General features: G+C 38.7%; 16 protein-coding genes. 4 read left to right on the forward strand and 12 right to left on the reverse strand.

Going from position 1 to position 18,183, the window contains the following annotated elements; all coding sequences use genetic code 11:
* Complete coding sequence (gene mobB / locus AACU98_RS12505; RefSeq protein ID WP_004246857.1) at positions 1 to 519, forward strand: molybdopterin-guanine dinucleotide biosynthesis protein MobB; 519 nt, start codon at positions 1 to 3, stop codon at positions 517 to 519.
* Positions 520 to 605: 86 nt separating this feature from the next.
* Here mobB and AACU98_RS12510 read toward each other — a convergent pair whose 3' ends face one another.
* The 4 genes from AACU98_RS12510 to AACU98_RS12525 all read right to left on the reverse strand — a co-directional run bounded on the left by AACU98_RS12510 (position 606) and on the right by AACU98_RS12525 (position 5,319).
* Complete coding sequence (locus tag AACU98_RS12510; RefSeq protein ID WP_004246856.1) at positions 606 to 1,103, reverse strand: RidA family protein; 498 nt, start codon at positions 1,101 to 1,103, stop codon at positions 606 to 608.
* Positions 1,104 to 1,143: 40 nt separating this feature from the next.
* Positions 1,144 to 2,565 (reverse strand): NAD(P)/FAD-dependent oxidoreductase, encoded by a 1,422-nt coding sequence (locus AACU98_RS12515; protein WP_004246855.1) that lies wholly within the window; start codon positions 2,563 to 2,565, stop codon positions 1,144 to 1,146.
* A 413-nt stretch (positions 2,566 to 2,978) separates the two neighbouring features.
* On the reverse strand, positions 2,979 to 4,331 hold the full coding sequence (gene gorA, locus AACU98_RS12520; RefSeq protein ID WP_004246853.1) for a glutathione-disulfide reductase: 1,353 nt from the start codon (positions 4,329 to 4,331) through the stop codon (positions 2,979 to 2,981).
* A gap of 145 nt (positions 4,332 to 4,476) precedes the next feature.
* Positions 4,477 to 5,319, reverse strand: coding sequence for a 23S rRNA (adenine(2030)-N(6))-methyltransferase RlmJ (locus AACU98_RS12525; RefSeq protein WP_004246852.1), 843 nt, complete (start codon positions 5,317 to 5,319; stop codon positions 4,477 to 4,479).
* A gap of 180 nt (positions 5,320 to 5,499) precedes the next feature.
* Here AACU98_RS12525 and AACU98_RS12530 point away from each other — a divergent pair, with 180 nt between their 5' ends.
* The 3 genes from AACU98_RS12530 (at position 5,500) to AACU98_RS12540 (ending at position 7,477) form a co-directional block, all read left to right on the forward strand.
* A complete protein-coding gene (locus AACU98_RS12530) occupies positions 5,500 to 5,892 on the forward strand; it encodes a DUF1090 domain-containing protein (protein ID WP_004246851.1) in 393 nt (130 codons plus the stop codon).
* A 276-nt stretch (positions 5,893 to 6,168) separates the two neighbouring features.
* Positions 6,169 to 7,191, forward strand: a complete 1,023-nt coding sequence (gene yhjD / locus AACU98_RS12535; protein ID WP_004246850.1) for an inner membrane protein YhjD — start codon at positions 6,169 to 6,171, stop codon at positions 7,189 to 7,191.
* Positions 7,192 to 7,270: 79 nt separating this feature from the next.
* Positions 7,271 to 7,477, forward strand: a complete 207-nt coding sequence (locus AACU98_RS12540; RefSeq protein WP_004246849.1) for a 2-hydroxymuconate tautomerase family protein — start codon at positions 7,271 to 7,273, stop codon at positions 7,475 to 7,477.
* Positions 7,478 to 7,569: 92 nt separating this feature from the next.
* On the opposite strand, the gene AACU98_RS12545 is transcribed toward AACU98_RS12540, so the two are convergent.
* From AACU98_RS12545 to dppA, 8 genes are all read right to left on the reverse strand, one after another.
* The gene (locus AACU98_RS12545) at positions 7,570 to 9,081 is read right to left on the reverse strand and encodes a M16 family metallopeptidase (protein ID WP_062814556.1); all 1,512 of its coding nucleotides are present in this window, start codon (positions 9,079 to 9,081) and stop codon (positions 7,570 to 7,572) included.
* Between the two features lie 173 nt (positions 9,082 to 9,254).
* A complete protein-coding gene (locus AACU98_RS12550) occupies positions 9,255 to 9,965 on the reverse strand; it encodes a HAMP domain-containing protein (protein WP_004246847.1) in 711 nt (236 codons plus the stop codon).
* A gap of 232 nt (positions 9,966 to 10,197) precedes the next feature.
* A complete protein-coding gene (locus AACU98_RS12555) occupies positions 10,198 to 11,892 on the reverse strand; it encodes a two-partner secretion domain-containing protein (RefSeq protein ID WP_161734833.1) in 1,695 nt (564 codons plus the stop codon).
* A gap of 126 nt (positions 11,893 to 12,018) precedes the next feature.
* The gene (gene dppF, locus AACU98_RS12560) at positions 12,019 to 13,020 is read right to left on the reverse strand and encodes a dipeptide ABC transporter ATP-binding subunit DppF (RefSeq protein WP_036895743.1); all 1,002 of its coding nucleotides are present in this window, start codon (positions 13,018 to 13,020) and stop codon (positions 12,019 to 12,021) included.
* Positions 13,013 to 13,996 carry a dipeptide ABC transporter ATP-binding protein gene (dppD, locus tag AACU98_RS12565; RefSeq protein ID WP_004250066.1) on the reverse strand — a complete coding sequence of 328 codons (984 nt, stop codon included), beginning with the start codon at positions 13,994 to 13,996 and terminating at the stop codon, positions 13,013 to 13,015. The genes dppF and dppD overlap by 8 nt, the downstream gene beginning before the upstream one ends.
* Before the next feature lie 12 nt (positions 13,997 to 14,008).
* Positions 14,009 to 14,911, reverse strand: a complete 903-nt coding sequence (gene dppC, locus AACU98_RS12570; RefSeq protein ID WP_004249100.1) for a dipeptide ABC transporter permease DppC — start codon at positions 14,909 to 14,911, stop codon at positions 14,009 to 14,011.
* Between the two features lie 10 nt (positions 14,912 to 14,921).
* Positions 14,922 to 15,941, reverse strand: a complete 1,020-nt coding sequence (dppB, locus tag AACU98_RS12575) for a dipeptide ABC transporter permease DppB (protein ID WP_004246841.1) — start codon at positions 15,939 to 15,941, stop codon at positions 14,922 to 14,924.
* A 169-nt stretch (positions 15,942 to 16,110) separates the two neighbouring features.
* Positions 16,111 to 17,718 (reverse strand): dipeptide ABC transporter periplasmic-binding protein DppA, encoded by a 1,608-nt coding sequence (gene dppA / locus AACU98_RS12580; protein ID WP_004249098.1) that lies wholly within the window; start codon positions 17,716 to 17,718, stop codon positions 16,111 to 16,113.
* Positions 17,719 to 18,183: the final 465 nt, after the last annotated feature.

Below are 18,183 nucleotides of genomic sequence, written 5' to 3' on the forward strand. Positions count from 1 at the left end.
ATGACACAAAATCAGTTACCGCTATTAGGGATCACCGCTTGGAGTGGTACAGGTAAAACAACCTTACTAAAAAAACTTATTCCTTTGTTGCGTAACAGAAATATTCGGGTTGGTATGATAAAACATACCCATCATGATATGGATGTCGATAAACCAGGCAAAGACAGCTATGAACTTAGAAAAGCCGGAGCCGAACAAACATTAGTCGCTAGTCAACAACGTTGGGCATTAATGACCGAAACCCCTGATTTAGCTGAGCTGGATTTGTACTATCTCGCTTCTCGTTTTGATGCAAGTAAACTCGATATGATTTTAGTGGAAGGTTTCAAAACAGAGGCTATCCCTAAAATTGCACTTTACCGTCATATCAATGAGCGAAGTGTTAATGAGTTACTGGATGAACATGTGATTGCACTAGCTAGTGATAGTGATTTAGACACATCCCTCCCACTGCTAGATATTAATTCGCCAGAAGCTATTGCTGATTTTATTATTCAGTGGCTAACGGAAAAAAAATAGCCATAAAAAACGCTAAAGAAAGTTGCCCTTCTCTAGCGTTTTATAAAATTGGTTTACCTTAAAATAAGGTAAAATACAGGGGGTCTTTATTTAGCAGGACGAACTGCAATCACTTCAATTTCTACACGCCATGCTGGATTAGCCAACTTAGCCACTTGGAATGCTGAACGTGCTGGTAATTGATTGGTTTTTGAAGCGTCATAGAACTTAGAATAACCGTTCATAAAGCCTTTAAAATCCATAGTGCCGTTATTCTCTTCACCACCAACTAAGAATACTTGCATCTTAACCACGTCTTTCATATCAAGACCAAGGTTATTCAGGTTAGTTTTGATTTGTTCTAAAACATTAATAGTTTGTTCTTCGGTATTACCGTAAGAAGCTAATTCACCTTCTGGTGCATCTGCGGATTTCTTAGTAGGCACTTTACCACTTAAGAAAACCAGATTATTACCTGCATTAATTTCAACTGCTTCTGAAATAGGCATACCGTCTAATTTATGATGCACAACATTCTCCGCTGCATTTGCACTTGCTACACCGAACACGAAAGGTAAAGCAACAAGTAGACTTTTATAGCGCATGAAAACTCCTTAATGTGTTTAATTACAGTAAAACAAGGGTTTACTTCTTAAAACGATCCAAACTAAACGGCGTTGGATCAATAACAGGTTTCTTGCCCATGACAATATCAGCGGTCACTTCACCCGCTGCCGGGCCTTCTGTCATACCCCACACTGTTGCCGTGTTAATCACTAAGCCTGGGTATTCTTTGACCTCAGAAATGATAGGTAATTCATCAAATGTTGGACTCACAACGGCACCCCAACGTTCAACAACTTCTGATTTTTCAAATACTGGGAATTCTGTTTTCATTCTTTGGAAAACAGCATCTAAGTGTTGCGTATTTTGTGTTGCCGTGGCAACTCGGAATTGTTCGAATGGTGTTTTTTCATCTAAATTCCAAGAGGTCGGCATTTTAAATGAATTAAATAGATCTTCACCAATAGAGAATTCCAACGGTAACTCTCCGCCACCTAATAAGTGCATAAATTTAGGCCCTAGCAGGAAGCTATCTTTGACTATTGAACTCGTAAAGATACGTGGTGCAACGGCATAAGTACCATCCGCTTGTTCGCGGAAATGAATACCATTAGGTAAATGCACATTACCACGTGGTGCACCAGGAACCCCTGAGACACGTTGTTGTGATAGATATACATTGAGCGTTGGGATATCAATACCCATATTACCCATAAATAAACGCGACCAGATACCCCCAGCGAGTACAACTTGAGACGTTTTAATCGCCCCTTTCTCACTCACCACATCAGAGATTTTACCACCCGCAGTTTCAATACCTCTTACTGCACAGTTGGTATAAATTTTCACACCGATTTGTTTGGCATAACGAGCGAGTGCAGGTGTGCCTGTTTCAGGATCAACAGAGCCTGAATCTTCTTCAAATGCAGCAACAGTCCATGGCGTTTGAGCACCTACTAAGCGATTTGATAGCTCTTCACCTTTAATGATGCGAGTATTTAATGGTGTATCAAAACCTGCCGCTTCTTTAGCTGTTTTGATCCACGCTTGAGCTTTATCTAATGCTTTTTCATCCGCCAGCGCTTCTACACGACCTTGAGTACGATAACTGGTATCTGCACCAATTTTCTCATTCATGCCACGCCATAATATTTTCCCATAATGGTGTAATGGGAAGATTTCTGGCGATGTTTGGTAACTAATAATTTGGCTGTATGCACGGCCTGATTGCTCACCGGCAATCTGACCCTTTTCTAAGATAGTGACACTCATACCACGTTCAGCAAGGTTAATAGCGGTCATGATCCCCTGAATACCGGCACCAATAATCACTACATCTGCTTCTTTAGGAAGAGCCCCTTGCGTACCTTCAACAAATGATGCTCTTGATTTAGCTTCCACAAATTTGCCGTCACGGCGAACCATTGGAACTAAAGCCGCACCACCTGCTAAAACGCCCGCAGCACCAACACCTAAAAGTAGCTTTCTCCTTGAAATGTTCATCTTTTACCTCAGTAATAGTCTTACTATTTATATTGTTATTAGATTATTTTTTAGAGGCTTTATAATATCATGTTTTATTATAATGTTAATGAATATAATAATTTGTTAATAATACTAATAAGACATAATACCATTAGAAACATTATGGTTACTTATAAAAAAAAACCTATTGATAATAAAGTGGAACAAAAGAGTCGAAATAAGTATTAACTTGAATTAAAAGGAAAAGTATGTCTTAGATGGAGGTATTGATAAGAAAGGGTATAAATATTTTATTAACATTTAACGACTGATGTTGTATTTAAAGCGACCATTTATGCAGATAAAATAAATAGACTCGATAGCACGATTAGCTAAAATAAAAAGCGAATACCACTATAGTAGTACTCGCTTTTTAATTAAATGTGAAAAAATTAACGCATTGTCACAAATTCTTCCGCCGCCGTTGGGTGGATAGCAACAGTATCATCAAAATCTTTCTTCGTGGCACCCATTTTTAATGCCACTGCAAAACCTTGCAACATTTCATCCATGCCAAAACCAATACCGTGGATTCCGACAATTTTTTCTTCAGCACCCACACAGACTAATTTCATCCGACAAGGCTGACGATGGCGTGTCACTGCACTATACATGGCAGTAAAAGAAGATTTATAGACTTTCACTTGCTCAGCGCCATATTGCTCAATAGCTTGAGGTTCCGTTAAACCCACAGTACCAATAGCTGGGTGACTAAATACCACTGTTGGAATATTGGTATAATCTAAATGTTCATTAGGTTTATTATTAAATAATCGCTCTGATAAACGACGTCCAGCGGCTACCGCAACAGGGGTTAATTCTACCGCACCTGTGTTATCACCTACGGCATAAATACCGGGCACATTGGTATTTTGGAATTTATCAACCTGAATATACCCTTTTTCATTTAGCTTAACACCCGTAGCCGCTAAATTGATATTATCTGTAGCAGGTTCACGACCAATCGCCCAAATTAAAGTATCTACCGTCTGCTCTAAGCCATTTTCAAGTTGTAACGTTAAGCTACCGTCGGCATTTTTAACCACAGCTTTAGGAACTGCATGGGTGTGTAATTTAGGCCCTTCCGCTTCCATTACTTCCACCAGCGTATCGACGATTAGTGGATCAAAACTACGTAATGGTGCATGTTTACGCACAAATAAGTGTGTTTCACTCCCTAACGCATTTAATACACCCGCTAATTCAACAGCAATATAGCCGGCACCCACAACAGCAACACGTTTTGGTAATGCGCTAAGTTCGAAGAAACCATCAGAGTTAATACCATATTCAGCCCCTGGAATGTTTGGCTGAATAGGACGGCCTCCCGTGGCGATAAGTATATTATCTGCGGTAATTTTTTCACCGTTTACTTCAATAGTATGCGCATCAACAAAACGGGCAAAGCCTTGGATAACATCAACTTTATTATTACCTAATACACGTTCATAAGATTGGTGGATACGATCAATATAAGCAGTACGGCTACTGATTAATGTATCCCAATCAAAACGGTTTACTGTAGTATCAAAACCATAATCAGGACCGTATTGATGAATTGCTTCGGCAATTTGCGCAGCATGCCACATCACTTTTTTCGGGACACAACCGACATTAACGCAAGTGCCACCTAGCGCTTTCGCTTCAATTAATGCACATTTTTGGCCATACATAGCCGCTCTATTGATTGATGCGATGCCACCACTACCGCCACCGATGGCGATATAATCGTAATGTTTGCTCATAATTGATCTAATCCATTTATCTGTAGAAAAATAGGTACCTAACAGGCTAATTCTTTCATGTAATAAAGTCTATTATGACAAATTTTATTACTTAGCAGGTTAGGTTTTCGCTTTTACAGTAATAGGTAAAACAGTAATAAATGACTTATTCTGGTACAACCCATTCAACTAATGTGTGTCCAGTACCTTCAGGAACCAAGGTTTTATGTAGCCAAGGCAAGATAGACGCCATTTGTGATGCCAATTTCCAAGGTGGGTTAATAACAATCATACCTGATGCTGTCATACCTAGTTGATCACTATCTGGTTTCACTGCCAACTCAATTTGCAGAATTTTACGAATACCGGTGGCCTCTAGCTCTTTTAGCATCCGTTTAATTTGTTGGCGATGCACAACAGGATACCAAATTGCATAGGTCCCGGTGGCGAAACGTTTATAGCCTTCCACAATGCCTTTAACAACCGCACTATAATCTTGTTTAAGTTCATAAGGTGGATCAATTAAAGCAAACCCACGACGACTGGCGGGAGGGAGTTTTGATTTTAATTGTCCAAAGCCATCTTCCCGACACACTCTCACACGTTTATCGCGGGAAAATTCCGTACGTAATAAAGGGAAATCGGTAGGATGTAATTCGGTTAGCATTAACAGATCTTGCTCACGCAATAATTTAGCAGCCAATAAAGGAGAGCCGGGATAATAACGTAACTCATCAGATGTATTTAACGAACCGACCGCCTCCAAATAAGGCAAGATAAGCTCAGGCACCTCTTCTTGTTGCCATAAGCGTGCAATGCCTTCTAAGTATTCTCCCGTGCGAGTCGCATGTGCATTGGTGAGCTGATAACGTCCAGCGCCAGCATGAGTATCCAAATAAAGAAACGGTTTTTCTTTCTCTTTTAAAGACTCAATAATCAGGGTTTGAACAATATGTTTTAATACATCGGCGTGGTTGCCAGCGTGGAAACTATGACGATAGCTCAGCATTCTTTATCTTCCGTTAGAAATGGGCATAGCAAAGTAATTAACTTACTCTGAAAAGAGTGAATAAGCTAAGTGTATCAGAAAAAGCTGAACTTCTTTATTGAAAGAAAAAGAAACATTGTGTCTTGGCAGGCAGAGGTTATGATAAATCAATATTTAACTTAAGTCAGATAAAGGAATAGAATGAAAAAATATATTTTTACTGCAATTATTCTTAGTTTAACAGCTAGTTATGCATCAGCAGAAACAGCGGTTAATGGTTGTGACATCAAAAAACAGAATATTCAACGACAAATCGACTATGCCAAAATGCATGGTAATCAATATCGAGTACAAGGCTTAGAGCGAGCACTTAATAAAGTAGAACGTTATTGCACTCCAGAAAAGGTTGTTGAAGATACCCGCCTAGAATTACGTGAAAAACAACTGGAAGTGAAAGAGCGTGAATTAGAATTAAAAGAAGCGCAACTTAAGGGAGAGCGCGATAAAATTACTAAAAGAGAAGATAAACTTGCGCAAGCAAAAGCTGAGTTGAAAGCAGCTGAAGAAGAGTTAGAGCTACTCACAAAAAAATAATGCCCCGTAAATTCCCATTATGTTAAGCCATATAATGGGAATTATTATTCATTCGAACTACCTGCTAATCATAGGTTTGCTTAGATAAAAAGCGCATAACTGTTAAAAATATCATCATACTTAAGCCAAAGCAGACAACTCTGCTACCCTAATAGATAGCTAATGATAATAAGCATTAAGTTATGTAATAGGCATAACCTTATGCTATTTTTCAATAATCATTATCATAATAGTACTCAATTCTTAAGAATGGACTGATTTAATTAAAGAGGATATATGTCAGAAGAGACACAGAAAAAGGCATCCAATAAAAACACTCAACTGACTCAGCCCATTAAGCATGGGTTAGAAAAAGGGCTTCATGGTGGAAAAAAAGCCATTGGTATTGGTATAAAATTCACTAATTTTGTTACCAACATTCCCTTTATTGCTCACCTTATTCGAGCGGCAGAGCGTTTTACTGACCGAATGGGAAACCAGTTTGGTGCGGCTATCACTTACTTCTCATTTTTATCATTAATTCCTGTACTAATGCTCTCTTTTGCTTGTGCGGGTTTTATTTTAGCTTCAAACCCTGATTTGTTGGCCAAATTAATTACGGGAGTTGCCAATAGTATTGATGATCCAACTTTAGCCTCAACCGTTCAACAAAGTATTGATACTGCGGTTCGTCAACGTACAACCGTAGGTTTAACAGGGTTAGCCATCGCCTTGTATTCTGGTGTTAACTGGGTCGGGAACTTACGCCAAGCCATTTTGGCTCAGTCTCGCCCGATATGGGAACGCAACAAAGAGGATCAAGAAAAAATTTACTTTCGTTATTTTCGCGATTTTTTAGCCCTTATCGGTTTACTTGTTGCACTTGTTATCACTATTACACTAACCTCCGTTGCTGGCTCCGCACAAAAATTGATTGTGCATACATTAGGTTTAGATGGTATTGAATGGCTCACACCTGCTTGGACAACTATTGGTTTAACTATCTCTATTAGTGCCAATTATCTGTTATTTTTGTGGATATTGTGGATCTTACCTCGTCACCAACCTAAACGTATCTCATTATTAAAAGGAACGCTTATCGCCGCAATTGGCTTTGAGATCTTAAAGTCGGTGATGACATGGTTATTACCTAGATTAGCCAGTTCACCTTCTGGTGCAGCTTTTGGCTCTGTGATTGGTTTAATGGCTTTCTTCTACTTTTTTGCACGACTAACACTCTTTTGTGCCGCTTGGATTGCAACAGATGGACCTAATATGCGCAAAGAAAAACACAAGAGTGAAACGCAATCTATCACCTAAAATTGTAACCTCACGAGATAGGGTTAATTCCCTGCATTAACCACCTATCAATAATGTAAAACGTAATAAGGAAAAATAAATGCCATACGTTAATATTAAAATTACCCGCGAAGGTGCAACAGCAGAACAAAAAGAACAATTAATTGCTGGGGCAACACAGCTTTTAGTGGATGTGTTAGGCAAAAATCCTGCGACAACTGTCGTCGTTATCGATGAAGTTGATACAGATAACTGGGGGATAGGTGGTAAAACAGTAACCGATTTACGTGCCAGTGCAAAAAAATAAGCTAGCGGTTTAACATATAACAATAAAAAAGCTGAAAATAGCGTTAGGCTATTTCCAGCTTTTATTTATTAAGTTAATGCCGTACTACTTATCTATTTTGTTTGTTGTGCATCTGCCTGCACCGAAGCTTTTTCACCAGTAGTTAACGATGTTTTAGCCCTGTTTGAGCTATTCGCTGTTTCTGGGTGAACTTGCTTTTCAAATTGCACACGCAATTCACCCAAGTTTACCGTTGGCGTCTCGCTACTTTGCGTTAATACAAAAGTGATATCCTCAGATAGAATTCTCGATAACTCTTGATTTAACATCTCTTTCGTTAAACCCGCTAAAAATGCTTGGCGTAAACGCTGATATTGCTCTGGTGGAATATCAATAATATTGCTTTGCTGAGACAATAAACGCTGATTAATCAAGATAGAGGTACTTGTTTTGGCATAACGCGCAAACAATTGGGTGAGTTGAATTTGCTTTTCTTGTAGTAAGTCTTGATACAATTCATCACTGACACCTTGATTACGTAATTCGCCAAGCTCTTCCCCCACCCAAGTGGCAAGTGCAGGAATATTTGCCGTTGCTGTATCAACATTTAACGAGCAACTGGCTCGTTGATATTGCACTCGACAATCGATATTCACTTGCGTACTTTCTTTTTCTTTACGCTGTTCGAGACTACGACCTAAGTGCACAAAAATCACTTCACGCGCTAAATCACTTAACCAATAACGGCTCAGTGTGTCAGAATCTTTCACTGGTGACCAATCTAGATCCCAAATAAGAGAGATTTGGTCATTTTTTCGCATGGGTTCTTGCACATACAATGTTTCTGGTTTCATATCGGCAAGAACAGGCACAGGCACAGGTGTCACGCGTTTTCCTTCAAGAGAAGAAAATGCCTGATTAATACTTTCGGTTAAGATACGATTATCAACATTACCCGCAATATATAACGTCATCATATCTGGGGTATACCAACGCTGTTGATAATCTGATAACTCTTTTGTATTTACCGAATGATTAACCGGTTTACCTGGATTATGGCCTTTTAGATTTGAGCCTTCTAGACGTGAACGCCAGATAGGATCATCAATATTAGCGGGAAAAGTCACCACCGGAAGCGGTGATTGAATCGCATTTCGAACCGCATCTTCTGTATATTGTGCCGGTTTTGCTATGCCCGCCAATAATGCAAAGGCATCTTTTAATAATTCAGGCTGGTTATTAGGCAAGCTTAAGTTATAAACCGTAAAGTCATAAGAGACGATCATCGGTGGCAATGGATAATCAGGATCGAATGCATTTTTCCAAAGATTATCGCGTTTTTCTGGTGTTAATCCGGTGTTTTCTAACACATTCAGTTTTGACACCAGAGATGAAAACCCTGTTTCACTGCGCTTTTCTGATAAAGAGCCCGTATTCACTAATAAGCGAATTTGGATCCTATCATTTGGGCGTTGTGGTGTTTGTAAAATTTGCCATTGGAAACCATTTGCGAGTCGCCCTTCTTGCCAAGCAGGATCAGGCTGCAGTGCTTCAGCTTGAACCTGACAAATAGCAGCGCTGAACATAACGCTTCCCAATAAAATTCGTGTCATTGCACCCTGCATGTGAACCTCTGTTTTATTAATCCTTGGTATTAAACCACTTATGAGGTTTAACAATAAATGCCGGAAGACATGTTAGATGTAAAATGTCTGTATGTTGCGTTGTCATCTTTATCACCACAGAACGCTAAAATAAAATCACTCACGTGATTAGAGTCATAGTGGTGTAAGAAGGTTCAGATATCTGACTCTTTTTGATCAGATTTTTGTTGATTATATCCTTTAATCAGCAAACCAATCTCATCATCACGATGAGATTCTGAACACGACAACATCGAAACCTGATTACTTTTATTAAGAGTCACAGCAATGTGGCGCAACGGTTTTACCATAATACGATTAATACACCAGCTAATTGCAATAGTGAGGATAAGACCCATTAATAAATAAGTCGTCAACATCAGTGCGACAGTATTACTCGCAAAACGATAAAAACGGTTAGTATCTGCCTGTAAAATAAGATGACTGGTATAGGCTTTATCGTCAGCGGAGGTAATACCTAAAGGCTGTAAAGGGATAGTCACTTCAACAGGGATGCCAAACAGCCAACGTGAAAATTGAGAAACTGATTTTTTCGGTGCAAAATCTAAGTTCATCACCTGAACATTTTCGGGTTGTGTCACAATCGCTTTACCCAGTATCCCGGTCGTTTTTAAACTAATGATCAGTTGTTTGGCATCATTTAAATCTGAACGCAATAGCGCATCAGCTAGCGGCTGTTGTATACTGACTGCCGCATTAAATAGCTGATTTTGATAATCTTCTCGGCGTTGATCAATCAAATAAACAAGCTGAATACTAATAAAAATAGCAATAGTCACCAACGTGACACCTGCAACAGCTGCCATCTGTTTGATTGTTAGTGAACGTTTGAGATGAGGTTTCATCAGTGCTATTTCCAGTAACCATGCTTGAACAACGGTGATTATACTGTATTTTTTCGATTATGTATCACAATCAATAAAGAAAAAACACACGAAAGCCTGCATCTCTACTCAGGTTAAAATCAATAAAAAGAATTATCTGGCTATAAACACAAATAGCCAGATAATATTCATCTTTTTTAGATGATAATTTTATTACTCTTTTAATTGTTATTATTAAATATCATCATTTAAATTATTTAGTTTTATGTGGGTTAATATCGAAAATAACCTTGTCATTCTCCGTTATCTTGCTAGCGAACTTAAATAAGCTATATTCATTAATTAAAGAAGTTTTAAACTGACCTTTAATATTAATTTCATTATCAGCTATCAAATCTATATAACTTTTGCTTAATCCATCATATGAAAGAGTTTCTTTAAATTTAACATCTGTTATATTTATGTTATCTCCATGTGCAAAAATCTGACCAAAACCAAGCATAGATAGTTTATTTAAATTAATATCATTAAGCTTATTTTTATCTAAGCTATTATCGTCGTTACCATCTCCTATCGGGATATTTCGATAACCTAAAAATCTGATACTACTATTTCTCAGCGCAAATCTACCCGAGTAGTTATTATCTTGATGGGCATTAAATGAGACACCAGAATTTCTGACATAAGAAATTGTTTTATCAATATCAACATTAATATTTCTCGCATTAAATAAAACTTCGCTATTTATAATAGCTAGTTTACCTTTAAAGTTAATATTGTCACTTTCTATATATTGAAGTGCTGATCCTATTTCTTTACCCTCAGCCTCCAACTTTCTTTTTTCTGCTTGTTTAGCTTCATCGATTTTAAGAACAGCACTCTGGATCTTGTTATATTCTGCTTGCTGTTGATCAGCAACTCTCCTAGCTTCAGTAGCTAGTTCTCTTATTTTCTTTAGTCTATTTTTATGTATATTATGAGGCTCTAACTCCATTATTTTTTCTTCTAATGCCTCTAATTCTAATGCTATTTCAGCTGATTTTTTTGCATCTATTTCAAGAAAATATAACTTCATAGATGCTAACATGAACATTAGATCTACTTCATTATATGCTCTAAATTCATTTTTTTTATTAATAATTCCGAATACTGATTTTTCATTAGCATTAATTTCTTTATTACGAATGATATTGATTTTTTTAGTGATTAGATCCCCATCAAGATTAAAAATGCCACCTTGTAGAGAGAAAAGATCTGTTTTTAATGAACTATTTTCTAAAATAGAGAGACCTTCTTGGTTATCTTTAGATAGCTCTTTTCCTTGGTCACCTTTCCAATCATAATCAACAAAACTAACCGTTTCATAGCCATTGATCACATTAAAAACTGGGATTTTATTTTTACCCAATATATTAATACGATTAGAAAAAACATTGATTGTTTGTTTTTCATTGAAATTATTAACATTCTTTAGATTAACATAACCATCTGATAAGTAAATTTTTTTGCCTGTAATACTATCTAACTTCCCTGAAATTAACATCACCTTATCTGAGCCTGAAAATTGACATCCGTAGCAATCAATTCCATTTGGATTGGCGATAATCAATTCTGCATCTTGTCCTAAAACAGAGATTTTACCCTCTAATGAACTCGTTTTTTTTGAAGTCACTTCGTTAAGAATAACTTTTGCTTTTGCCTCGCTATTATCAATATTAACGCCTTCTTTTCCAACATTAAATTGTTCAAAATAGTTAACTGATAAATTCATATCGTTTGCTTTGTTGATAGAAATAGTTTCTGAACCATCTCCATTCTTGCTCACTGTTGTGTTTGCAGATTTTCCTGCATCTACAATAACGTTATTGGCTACTGCACTATTATGTATAAAAGCAAATGAAATAGAGATAACTAGAAGATTTAATGATGGCAATTTTTTATAAAACATAACGTCCCTTTTATTTAGTAAATTTAAAGGGAGACTAAATAATAAGAAACGCTAGTCATATAAAAATAAGAACAACACATAATATCATTGTTCTTATTTTATAAACCAAATTTATCAATCTATTGATTAAAACTCGCCGTGATCTTGCTCTACGGCAAAACAAGCAATCAACTGCCCATGATACTCTTTTAAAGTCGGTTGTAATTGTGTACACATTCCAAATGCGCGCCGACAACGAGCAGCAAAAGCACATCCTGGTGGTGGATTTAACGGACTAGGTAATTCACCCGTTAATTTAATTCTCTCTCGCCTTAATGTCGGTGTTAATCTTGGTGTTGCTGATAATAACGCTTGGGTGTAAGGATGTTGTGGGTTTTCAAATATCTGTGCTTTAGTGCCCTTTTCAACACAGCGCCCTAAATACATCACCACCACTTCATCTGCAATATGTTCAACAACGGAAAGATCATGGGAAATAAAAACATAAGAAAGTCCCATCTCTTGCTGGAGATCCATCATTAAATTAAGCACCTGAGCTCGCACAGAAACGTCTAGGGCAGATACAGGCTCATCAGCAACCACAATATCAGGTTCAAGCATTAAACCACGGGCGATAGCAATACGTTGGCGTTGTCCTCCTGAAAACATATGCGGATAACGACTATAGTGCTCAGCCTTTAAACCTACTTTCGCCATCATAGAAAGTACTTTTTCTTTACGATCTTGTGCACTTAACGTGGTATTAATTAATAGAGGCTCTTCTAATATTTGCCCCACTTTCTTACGTGGATTTAATGATCCATAAGGATTTTGAAAGACAATTTGGATCTTTTGGCGCCGTAATTTTTCCGCTGATTTATCTTTAACTAATAAATTTTGCCCTTGATATGAAAGCTCTCCTGAGGTTGGTACTTCAATCATCGTTAATAATCGACCTAAGGTTGACTTACCACAGCCAGACTCCCCAACCACGGCTAATGTTTTTCCTCGCTCGAGCTCAAAAGAGACGCCATCTAGTGCCTTAACGGTTTTTTCCTTCGTAAAAAGTCCACCTTTAACGCTGTAATATTTGGCAAGATTAACCGCTTTTAATAAAGGCACTGCAGTATTCGGATTAACATTAGCCATATGTTGGTCTCCCTGTATCATCCAATGGTGTATGACATTTCACTCGATGTTTACCCATCTCTTTCAATTCTGGCTCTATCTGAAAACAAGTATCCTGTGCATAGGGGCAACGAGGATTAAGTAAGCACCCCATCGGTCTATCATAACGTCCCGGAACCACGCCCGGTAATGACTCAAGCCGAGCTTTATCACTCGCAAATTCAGGTAATGCTTTTAATAAAGCTTGCGTATAAGGATGGCGAGGCGCTTTGAAAATTTCTGTTGCGAGGCCTGATTCAACAACTTGCCCTGCATACATCACAATAATGGTATCTGCAGCTTCTGCAACTAATGCCAAATCATGAGTAATTAACACTAACGCCATATTTTCTTGTTTTTGTAATTCAAGTAATAGCTCGATAATTTGCGCTTGAATGGTGACATCAAGAGCAGTAGTTGGCTCATCAGCAATCAATAATTTAGGTTGGCAAGCAATTGCCATCGCAATCATCACCCGTTGGCTCATTCCACCCGACAGTTGATGAGGATAAACATTTAAACGTGATGCGGGATCAGGAATACCCACCAGCGTTAATAGATCAATCGCCCGCTGTTTACGCGTACGATGACTTCCTCCTTGATGAACTTTGAGGGCCTCCATAATTTGATAACCGACCGTAAAACAAGGGTTAAGGCTTGTCATCGGATCTTGAAATATCATGGCAACCTCAGCACCAACCAAATCACGACGTTCAGATTCAGAAATTTGCATTAGATCACGTCCATCAAATTGCAAGGCTTGTGCTGATACGCGACCGGGAAAATCAATAAGCCCCATAATCGCTAATGAACTGACTGATTTCCCTGAGCCAGACTCGCCAACAATGCCCACCACTTGACCTTCTTCTACTTGATAACTGATCCGGTCTACCGCTTTAAACGGAGTATCTTCATCACCAAAGTGAACTGATAATTGATTTATATTTAATAACGCCATGCTCTTACTCCGTTACTGCTTTAATTTTGGATCGAGTGCATCTCGTAGACCGTCACCCATTAAGTTAAAGGCTAAAACCGTCAACAAAATAGCTAACCCCGGAAAAGTCACTACCCACCATGCACTTTGGGTAAATTGCAGTACATCAGATAACATGGTTCCCCATTCTGGTGTCGGTGGCTGTGCGCCCATTCCCAAAAAACCTAAGGCAGCCATATCTAAGATGGCATTAGAAAAACCTAAAGAGGCTTGCACAATTAAAGGAGCAAGGCAGTTAGGCAAGATATTGATAAACATTTGGCGTATAGAGCCTGCTCCCGCAACACGAGACGCCACAACATAATCACGGTTAATTTCTGTTAACACTGCCGCACGCGTCAGTCGAACATAATGAGGTAGGGCAACAAAGGTTAAAGCGATTGAAGCATTAATAATCGAAGGCCCAAAAATAGCCACTAACACTAATGCTAATAAAAGACTGGGTAATGCCAGCATAATATCAACTACGCGCATAATGGCGATATCAACGATGCCACCAAAATAGCCAGCCATTAAACCTAAAATAATGCCTAAAATCAGCGAAAGTATAACGACAATGCAACCAACGAGTAATGAAAGGCGCGCACCATACATTAAGCGAGAGAGAATATCCCGCCCAACATCATCAGTACCTAAAATAAAACTCCAGCTTCCTCCTTCTTGCCATACAGGGGGCGTTAGAAGAAATTCACGAAACTGCTCATTGGGTGCATGAGGCGCTAAAACGCCTGCAAGGGCCGCTATCAACAGCATAATGACAATATAAATTAAGCCAACAACCGCCCCTTTATTTTGTTTGAAATAGTGCCAAAACTCTTGAAAGGGGGTCATTGGCACCGGTGCACTAATGACCGGTGTTACGTTATTTTCAGCCATGATGCACTCCTTATTTCTTATGACGGATACGTGGGTTAACAATGCCATATAGCACATCCACTAATAGATTCACGAAAATGATCATAGTGGCAATGAGCAATACTCCCCCTTGAACAACAGGGTAGTCTCGACGTTGTAGAGCATCAATTAACCAGCGACCTAAACCCGGCCATGAAAAAATAGTTTCTGTCAGTATCGCTCCGGCTAGCATCGTACCAACTTGTAAACCAATCACCGTCACAACAGGTAACATTGCGTTACGTAATGCATGGATCAAAATCACTCGTGCACGACTTAATCCTTTTGCTCTGGCAGTGCGAATATAATCTTCTCCCAATACTTCCAACATTGCCGAACGCGTCATGCGCACAATAACCGCTAATGGAATAGTCCCAAGCACAATGGCCGGTAAAATAATATGGTGTAGCGCATCAAGAAAATCACCTTCTTCCCCCCAAAAGAGCGTATCAATCAACATAAATCCCGTTAGTGGATAGCTATCATCTAGAAAGACACTATCCGCCAATCGGCCTGATACAGGTGTTAGATCAAGCTTCACTGAAACGAGCATAATCAGCATGATCCCCCACCAGAAGATAGGCATAGAATATCCTGCAAGTGACACACTGATTGCCGTATGATCAAAAATAGAACCTCGTTTTACTGCCGCAAGCACCCCAACGGGAATGCCCACTGAAACAGCAAAAATCATGGCACAAATACCTAGCTCTAAGGTTGCTTTAAATCGTGGCAAAAATTCATCCCAGACAGGAATACGACTTTTTAGTGAAATACCTAAATCACCGTGCATAATGCCGTTAAGGTAATTTAAATATTGTTGCCATAGCGGTTTATCTAGTCCTAATTCCGCCATTAAATAAGCGTGACGCTCTGGTGATAATCCACGCTCTCCCGCCATAATCATGACCGGATCACCCGGAATAAGATGGACAAAAATAAAGGTTAATAACGTAATTCCGATAAACGTTGGGATCACGAGCCCCAAACGCTGAAGGATAAATTGCAGCATATCCTAATTCTCTTTTTACACATCAGCTAAAAGATAGCGCTGATAAATCAGGGGAAAGCCCCTGCGCTCACAGTGTACTGAATGTATTGATTATTATTGGATAGCGGTACTTCTCTAAACGCTCAGAGAAGTACCGTGGTAAAGATAACTCAGCTCGTTAATATCACGACTATTTTAGAGAGACATTATTAAAGTGGTGTTTACCTAATGGGTCGACCACATAGTTCTCTACTTTTTTACTGATTGGTTCATATACCGTGGAGTGAGCAATAATCAGTGCTGGCGCTTGGTCATGCATCACCACTTGAGCTTGCTTATATAACTCAACACGCTTATCGTGATCTGCCGTGATCCGCGCAGGCTGGATCAGATCTTCAAACGGCTTATAACACCATTTCGAGTAGTTAGAGCCTTGCTCTTTCGCAGCGCAACTAAACAGTGTGGCAAAAAAGTTATCAGGATCACCGTTATCTCCCGTCCAGCCCATCATCACAGCTTGGTGTTCACCTGATTTAGCACGTTTCAGATATTCACCCCACTCATAACTGACGATCTTGGTTTTCACACCAATTTTTTCCCAGTCAGCTTGTACCATTTCAGCCATACGGCGAGCATTAGGGTTATATGGCCGTTGCACTGGCATCGCCCATAAATCGATAGTAAAGCCATCTGCAAGGCCAGCCTCTTTTAGCAATGCTTTGGCTTTTTCAGGGTTATATTCATAATCGACGATATCATCGTTATAACCCCACATTGTCGGTGGAATAAGATTCTTCGCTTTCTGACCTGCACCTTGATAGACAGCTTCAATAATGGCGTCTTTATTCACAGCCATACTTAATGCTTGGCGTACTTTTTGGTTATCGAGCGGTTTTTTCTCCACATTAAAAGAGATATACCCCACGTTTAATCCGGGTTGTTCAAGTAGCTGGATATCTTTATTTTGTTTCATCTTGGCGATATCAGCAGGATTTGGGTAAGGCATTGCCTGACATTCGTTCTTTTGTAATTTGGCATAACGAACTGAAGCATCTGGCGTAATAGAGAAAACTAAACGATCTATATCAGGTTTTTTCCCCCAATATTTATCATTTGCTTTATAAAGAATACGTGAGTCTTTTTGATATTGTTGCAGTTGGAAAGGTCCCGTACCAATAGGATTGAGATCCACTTTCTCAGGAGTCCCTGCTTTCATCATATTATCTGCATACTCGGCAGAAAGAATAGATGCGAAGTCCATTGCCATATCAGCCAAGAAAGGCGCTTCTGAACGGGTAAGTACAAAGCGAACCGTATTGTCATCCACTTTTTCGATCTTCTCGATCATATTATTCATATCCATCCCAGTGAAATATTCATAACTTCCACCAGAGACTTTATGATAAGGATGATTTGGATCCATTTGACGCATAAATGTATATATCACATCATCTGCGTTAAATTCACGAGTGGGCTTAAACTCTTTGTTGCTATGCCAACTAACCCCTTTACGTAAATGGAAAGTATACACCTTACCATCATCGCTCACTTCCCAACTTTCAGCTAAGCCGGGAGTAATTTCAGTGGTGCCGAGTTTAAACTCAACTAAGCGATCATAAAGCGGTACTGAGCTTGCGTCATAAGTCGTACCTGAGGTAAATAGTTGGGGGTTAAATCCTTCCGGTGAGCCTTCTGAACAGTACACTAATGTTTTCGCTTGCACACCCGCTGAAATAGCCAAAGCGAGTAAGCCGATTGTAGCGGTTAGCAACCCTGTCTGTTTTTTGGAGCTTCTCATCATTATTCTCCGTCATTATTCTGTTGTGTTTTTTGGTTTCCTGTTTAAAAACGGAATACCTTTTTATTTTGTCATTGTTCAATTAACCAACTGTATTCGTTTCCGTCAATAAGGGGCTTTACGCCAAAATGAACAAGTTGCAAACATAAACGAAACAAATAGCAAACAATTACAGGATAAAAATTGGACAAATTGATTTAATGGTAGAGAATTAAACCACACATTAAGTAAGTCTTAAGTTAAATGACTATTTTAAAAAAAACGATATTTTGTGATTGAACGCTTAAATATTAAACGAATATATTGAAATGAAACAAAGAAGTGGGTGGTTTATTCTGTTAGTAGTGAAGAATAACACCAGTATATAGAAGATAATCAGCGCAATACTCCGTTAATCCAAAGAGAGAAAAATACCTTTTTCTCTCTTTGACTACTAGTATGCTATATAAGCTAATAATCTATAGT

Source organism: Proteus sp. G4380, assembly GCF_963885725.1.
In the GTDB taxonomy this organism is placed as follows: domain Bacteria; phylum Pseudomonadota; class Gammaproteobacteria; order Enterobacterales; family Enterobacteriaceae; genus Proteus; species Proteus mirabilis.

What these genes read in the sequence shown, in the direction of transcription:
- mobB (WP_004246857.1), top strand. Translation starts at nt 1, where the DNA reads ATGACACAAAATCAGTTACCGCTATTAGGGATCACCGCTTGGAGTGGT.
- AACU98_RS12510 (WP_004246856.1), bottom strand. Translation starts at nt 1,103, where the DNA reads ATGCGCTATAAAAGTCTACTTGTTGCTTTACCTTTCGTGTTCGGTGTA.
- AACU98_RS12515 (WP_004246855.1), bottom strand. Translation starts at nt 2,565, where the DNA reads ATGAACATTTCAAGGAGAAAGCTACTTTTAGGTGTTGGTGCTGCGGGC.
- gorA (WP_004246853.1), bottom strand. Translation starts at nt 4,331, where the DNA reads ATGAGCAAACATTACGATTATATCGCCATCGGTGGCGGTAGTGGTGGC.
- AACU98_RS12525 (WP_004246852.1), bottom strand. Translation starts at nt 5,319, where the DNA reads ATGCTGAGCTATCGTCATAGTTTCCACGCTGGCAACCACGCCGATGTA.
- AACU98_RS12530 (WP_004246851.1), top strand. Translation starts at nt 5,500, where the DNA reads ATGAAAAAATATATTTTTACTGCAATTATTCTTAGTTTAACAGCTAGT.
- yhjD (WP_004246850.1), top strand. Translation starts at nt 6,169, where the DNA reads ATGTCAGAAGAGACACAGAAAAAGGCATCCAATAAAAACACTCAACTG.
- AACU98_RS12540 (WP_004246849.1), top strand. Translation starts at nt 7,271, where the DNA reads ATGCCATACGTTAATATTAAAATTACCCGCGAAGGTGCAACAGCAGAA.
- AACU98_RS12545 (WP_062814556.1), bottom strand. Translation starts at nt 9,081, where the DNA reads ATGCAGGGTGCAATGACACGAATTTTATTGGGAAGCGTTATGTTCAGC.
- AACU98_RS12550 (WP_004246847.1), bottom strand. Translation starts at nt 9,965, where the DNA reads ATGAAACCTCATCTCAAACGTTCACTAACAATCAAACAGATGGCAGCT.
- AACU98_RS12555 (WP_161734833.1), bottom strand. Translation starts at nt 11,892, where the DNA reads ATGTTTTATAAAAAATTGCCATCATTAAATCTTCTAGTTATCTCTATT.
- dppF (WP_036895743.1), bottom strand. Translation starts at nt 13,020, where the DNA reads ATGGCTAATGTTAATCCGAATACTGCAGTGCCTTTATTAAAAGCGGTT.
- dppD (WP_004250066.1), bottom strand. Translation starts at nt 13,996, where the DNA reads ATGGCGTTATTAAATATAAATCAATTATCAGTTCACTTTGGTGATGAA.
- dppC (WP_004249100.1), bottom strand. Translation starts at nt 14,911, where the DNA reads ATGGCTGAAAATAACGTAACACCGGTCATTAGTGCACCGGTGCCAATG.
- dppB (WP_004246841.1), bottom strand. Translation starts at nt 15,941, where the DNA reads ATGCTGCAATTTATCCTTCAGCGTTTGGGGCTCGTGATCCCAACGTTT.
- dppA (WP_004249098.1), bottom strand. Translation starts at nt 17,718, where the DNA reads ATGAGAAGCTCCAAAAAACAGACAGGGTTGCTAACCGCTACAATCGGC.